The organism is Hymenobacter coccineus, assembly GCF_001816125.1.
Classification (GTDB): domain Bacteria; phylum Bacteroidota; class Bacteroidia; order Cytophagales; family Hymenobacteraceae; genus Hymenobacter; species Hymenobacter coccineus.
In genome coordinates this window covers 1-5,166 of the sequence record NZ_MDZA01000168.1, presented here as the reverse complement: position 1 = coordinate 5,166, position 5,166 = coordinate 1, and the positions used below count along the sequence as shown (strand labels likewise).

The 5,166-nt window shown below is 68.1% G+C and carries 4 protein-coding genes; all 4 read left to right on the top strand.

The window, feature by feature from the left end; genetic code table 11:
• Positions 1 to 209 precede the first annotated feature (209 nt).
• Positions 210 to 2,504 (top strand): GH92 family glycosyl hydrolase, encoded by a 2,295-nt coding sequence (locus BEN49_RS11255; RefSeq protein WP_204376091.1) that lies wholly within the window; start codon positions 210 to 212, stop codon positions 2,502 to 2,504.
• A 28-nt stretch (positions 2,505 to 2,532) separates the two neighbouring features.
• Positions 2,533 to 2,838, top strand: coding sequence for a hypothetical protein (locus BEN49_RS11250; RefSeq protein ID WP_070743389.1), 306 nt, complete (start codon positions 2,533 to 2,535; stop codon positions 2,836 to 2,838).
• A complete protein-coding gene (locus BEN49_RS11245; protein ID WP_158022850.1) occupies positions 2,745 to 3,089 on the top strand; it encodes a hypothetical protein in 345 nt (114 codons plus the stop codon). The genes BEN49_RS11250 and BEN49_RS11245 overlap by 94 nt, the downstream gene beginning before the upstream one ends.
• A gap of 403 nt (positions 3,090 to 3,492) precedes the next feature.
• The coding region (locus BEN49_RS11240) for an alkaline phosphatase family protein (protein WP_070743383.1) at positions 3,493 to 5,166 on the top strand (1,674 nt) is incomplete at its 3' end.

The window sequence follows — 5,166 nt, the reverse complement described above, 5'->3', positions numbered from 1 at the left end:
GTGGTGGCTACCCGCCCGGTGGCCGCCGCGGGCGTCACCACCGTGCGCTCGGCCGCTGCCGCCCGGCCGCCCCCGCTACCTGCGGGTGGAGGTGCGCACCCCCCAGGGCGCCATGCTGGCTTTAACCAATCCCATTTGGGTGAGCTACAAAACGCGCTAGGGGAGGGGCCGCGCAAGCTGTTGATTATGAGTAGATTTTAACTGTTTCTATGCCCCGTTCCGCAATGCGTTTTGGTAAATTAGTGCTGCTGGCCGCGGGCCTGTTGGGCCGCTTGGCCCCGGCGGCGGCCCAGGGCTACGGCCGGTACGTGGACCCCATGATTGGCTCGGAGGGGCTGGGGCGGGTGTTTGTGGGGCCCTCGTGCCCGTTTGGGCTGGTGAAGCCGGGCCCCGACTGCACCAGCAGCCCCAACAGCGGCTGGCTGCCGATGCCCGCGCCCGTTACGGGCTTTGCGCAGGTGCACGTGAGCGGTACCGGCGGGGGCCCCAAGTACGGCAACGTCCTGCTCATGCCCTTCAGCGGCCCCCTCGACCGGCTCGACCAGGCCGCGCCCCGCGAAACCGAGCGCGCCGCCCTGGGCTACTACGGGGCCCGGCTGAAGCCCTCCGGCATTCAGGTGGACGTGACGGCGGCGGAGAAGGTGAGCTTCTACCGCTTCACCTACCCGGCGCACCAGCCGCGGGCCCTAAAAATCGACGCCGGTTTCTTCCTCGGCGAAGAGCCCGAACCCGACGCCCGCGAGGCCCAGCAGTTCGTGGGCTCGGAGATTGAAGTGGTGTCGCCCACCGAAATCCGGGGCTACAGCCGCATCCGCGGCGGCTGGAACAACGGCCCCGCCTACACCGTGTACTTCGCGGCCGTGTTCGACGCGCCGGTGGCCAGCTTCGTGACCTGGAAAGGGGCGACGCTGTACCCCGGCCAGCAGGAGCAGCCCGACTCGGGCGAGAAAACCGGGGCCCTATTGCGCTTCGCCGACGGGGGCCCCGACTCGGTGAAAGTGAAGGTGGGCATCTCGTTTCTGAGCGCCGCCCGGGCCCGGGCCAACGTGGCGGCCGAGGTACCGGGCTGGGACTTTGGCCAGGTGTTGGGCCAGCTGCGCGCCCGCTGGGAGGGTCTGCTGGGCCGCATCGCGCTGGACCCCGCCACCCCGCCCGATCAGCAAAAGCTGTTCTACACCGGCCTCTACCACACCCTGCTGATGCCCGTGGACCGTAGCGGCGAGAACCCGCTTTGGAACGGGCCCCAGCCGTACTACGACGACTTCTACGCCATCTGGGACACGTTTCGCTCGTCCAATCCGCTCATCACGCTCCTGGCGCCCGAGCGGGAAGTGGCCATCGTGAACGCGCTGCTCAACATTTACCAGCACGAGGGCTACCTGCCCGACGCCCGCAGCGGCAACGCCAACGGCCGCACCCAGGGCGGCTCCCACGCCGAAGTGCTCATCGCCGATGCCTACGCCAAGGGCCTGCCAGGCATCGACTACCCCCAGGGCCTGGCCGCCATGCTGCACGACGCCACCGTGCCGCCCGGCGGCAACGAGGAGAAGGAGGGGCGGGGCGGCCTGCTCGACTACCGCCGGCTCGGCTACGTGCCCAGCGGCGTGGTGCGCGCCGGCAACCGCACCCTCGACTACGCCTACGACGACTACTGCATTGCGGTAGTGGCCAAAGGCTTAGGTGAAACCGCCACGTATGAGCAGTACCGCCGCCAGGCCGGCAACTGGCAAAACCTGTGGCGCGCCGGCTACCGCGACCACGGCGCCACGGGCTTCATCATGCCCCGCGACGCGGCCGGGCGCTGGCTCGACAGCATCCCCTACGGCACCTCCAACATCCAGAAACCGTACTTCCCCTACACGCCGCTCACCCGCGAATACCCGTGGTACGTGTGTCACTGGTGCGGATTTTTCTACGAGGCCACCTCCTGGGAATACTCGCTGAGCGTGCCCCACCAGGTGCCGGCGCTCATCGCCCGGGCCGGGGGCCCCGCGGCGTTCCGGGCGCGGCTCGACACGCTGTTTGCGCGCAAGTACTACAACGTGGCCAACGAGCCGTCCTTCCTCACGCCCAGCCTGTACCACTGGCTGGGCCGGCCCGATTTGAGCAGCCAGCGCATCCACCAAATCATTGACAAGAGCTTCAACACCACCCACTTCGGCCTGCCCGGCAACGACGATTCGGGGGCCATGTCCTCGTGGCTGGCCTTCCAGCTGCTGGGCCTGTACCCCAACGCCGGCCAGTCCTATTACCTGCTGAACGCGCCGCTGGTGCGCCAGTCGGTGCTGCACCAGCCCGGCGGCCGCGATTTCACCATCACGGCCCGCAACTTCTCGCCCGCCAACCCCTACGTGGTGGCCGCCCGCCTGAACGGCAAGCCCTTCCCCCAGGCCTGGATCGAGCACCGCGACCTGGTGCGCGGCGGTACGCTAGTGTTGGAAATGGGGCCCCGGCCGGCCGCCTGGGGCACGAAAATTCTGCCGCCCGACGGCGGCACGTTGTAGCGCACCCTCACCAATAACGGCTTGTCCCATGAAAAAACTCCTCGCTTCGCTGCTGCTTTCGGCGCTCGGCTCGGCCGGCCACGCCCAGGCGTTGCGGCCCCCGGTGGGCCCCGGCACCACGTTTTCGTACGTGCTGGAGCTGCACGGCCAGCACGCGCCGCTGGAGCTGCGCGTGCAAAGCGCCCGCGACACCCTGAAGCTGGGCTGGCAGATCCGGGGCTTTTCGGGCGGGCCTACGCCGTGGCCCCCGCCGCCTGGCAGGGCGCGGCGTCGCTGCACTTTGCCCAGCCGCAGCCCGGCACCACCGTGCCGCTGCCCAACCAAACCTTCCTGATGCTGTCGAAAAAAGCCTTCGCCGACCTCCGCGCCCAGGGCCGCTACACCTACGACCAGACGGTGTACGTGCAGCAAAACGACCCCGCCAACCCCTTGCTGCTCAACGGCCAGCCCCTGGACGTGCTGCACGTAGTGGCCCAGGGCGACCCCGCCGAGCTCTGGATTCTCAACAACCCCGATTTTCCCATCATCTGCCGGATGGAACACAACCCGCTCGGCGTCAACTTGCTGCTCAGCGCCATCAAGTAGCGGGGCCCCTGCCGCAATGCAAACCGGCCCCAACTAATTGGTTGGGGCGGTTTTATAAATAGCAAATGGAATAACAATACTTCACCCAAATTGAGGTGGTGCCCGCCCGGCCCTAGTGGCCGGGCGGGGCTTATGTCCCTCTTCGCTGCAAAACTACGTCTGCCTTTGGCTGCCCCCACCCGTCCTCGGCAACGGTAATTGAACGGTAACCGGCTCGTAACACAGGACTTGGCTGCGGACGCCGAAGTCCTGGGCCGCCGGGGCGGGGGTGAGTGGGGCCGCTGGCCTTTTTCAGCACCCCGGGGCCCCCAGTAGCCCAGGCCAGTGCAATAAAATATCATTTGGGTAACATCCGACCGGTGCCGAAGCGGGACCTTTGCGGGCTGGGGCCCCTACTTTGCTTATGAACCGATACCTATTGCTGGCCGCTGGCCTGCTTTTGCCCGCTTCGGCCCTGCTGGCCCAGCGCCGCCCCACCCCGCCGCCCGTGCCCAAGCTGCTGGTGGGCATCATGGTCGACCAGATGCGGCCCGACTACATCACCCGCTTCCGCGACCAGTTTGGGCCCGACGGCTTCAACCGGCTGCTGCGCGAGGGCTTCGAGTGCCGCAACACGCAGTACAACTACATCCCAACCGTGACGGGCCCCGGCCACTCCTCCGTGTACACGGGCACCACGCCGCGCTACCACGGCATCGTCGGCAACTCGTGGTACGACCGCCGCCTGCGCCGCGACGTGTACTGCACCGACGACAGCACCGTGCAACTCGTGGGCGGCCAGGGTAAAGGCATGGGCGTGTCGGCCCGCAACCAGCTGAGCACCACCCTCGGCGACGAGCTGAAGATGGTGACCGGCGGCCGCGCCCGCGTGCTGGCGCTGTCCTTGAAAGACCGGGCCTCGGCACTGCCCGCCGGCCACATGGCCGACGGCGCCTACTGGTTCGACGTGGCCAGCGGCAACTTCATTTCGAGCACTTACTACGTGCCCGCGCTGCCCGCCTGGGTGCAGGCCTTCAACGCCCAGAAGCGGCCCGACTACTACCGCCAGCAAACCTGGGGCCCCCTGCGCGGCCCCGAAGCCTACCGCAACAGCCTGCCCGACTCCAACCGCTACGAGCGCCCCTTTAAAGGCAAGGCGGCGGCTACCTTTCCGTATGATTTGGCCAAGCTGGCCCCGCTCAGTGGGCCCGGCTACGAAACCGTGTACGCCTCCACCTACGGCGACAACCTGCTGACGGACTTTGTATTGGCCGCCCTGGCCGGCACCGACCTGGGCCGCGACGACGTGCCCGACCTGCTGGCCGTGAGCTACTCCAGCCCCGACGCGGTGGGCCACGCCTTTGGGCCCCAGTCGAAGGAAGAAAACGACCTGTACCTGCGCCTTGACCTGGAAATTGCCCGCCTGCTGCAAGCCCTCGATAAAACTGTGGGCAAGGGCCGGTACACCGTGTTCCTGACCGCCGACCACGGCGCCAGCGAGGTGACGCGCTACCTCGCCGACCACCAGGCCCCCACCGGCGCGTTCTCGACCGACGCGTTGGCCAAGGGCGCCGCCGCCTACCTCAACGAGCAGCTGGGGCCCGACCAGTGGATTGAAACCGTGCGCGGCAACATGGTGTACCTCAACCGCCCGCTGCTGGCCCGCCGCAAGGTGGAGCTGGCCCGCGCCCAGCAGCTCGTGGCCGATTTCGTGCGCGACTTGCCCGGCATCGCCCAGGTCAACACCACCACCCAGCTGCTCAACGCCAGCTACACCACCTACCTCGAAGCCAAGCTGCAAGCCGGCTTCTACTACCCCCGCTTCGGCGACGTGCGCTTCGAGCTGCTGCCCGGGTGGACCGGCGACATCGGCCCCGGCGCCAGCCACGGCACCGGCTACGCCTACGACAGCCACGTGCCGCTGCTCTGGTTCGGGGCGGGCATTGTGCCGGGCGTCAGCTTCGCCCCGCACACCATCACCGACATTGCCCCCACGGCCGCCATGCTCTTGAACAGCAAGCTGCCCAGCGCCTGCACCGGCCAGCCCATCGTGGAGGTGCTGAGCCCCGCCGGGGGCCCCCAGCAGCCGGGGGCCCCC

Excerpts from the sequence above, each read along its gene's own strand:
- BEN49_RS11255 (WP_204376091.1), top strand. The coding sequence starts at position 210 with ATGCCCCGTTCCGCAATGCGTTTTGGTAAATTAGTGCTGCTGGCCGCG.
- BEN49_RS11250 (WP_070743389.1), top strand. The coding sequence starts at position 2,533 with ATGAAAAAACTCCTCGCTTCGCTGCTGCTTTCGGCGCTCGGCTCGGCC.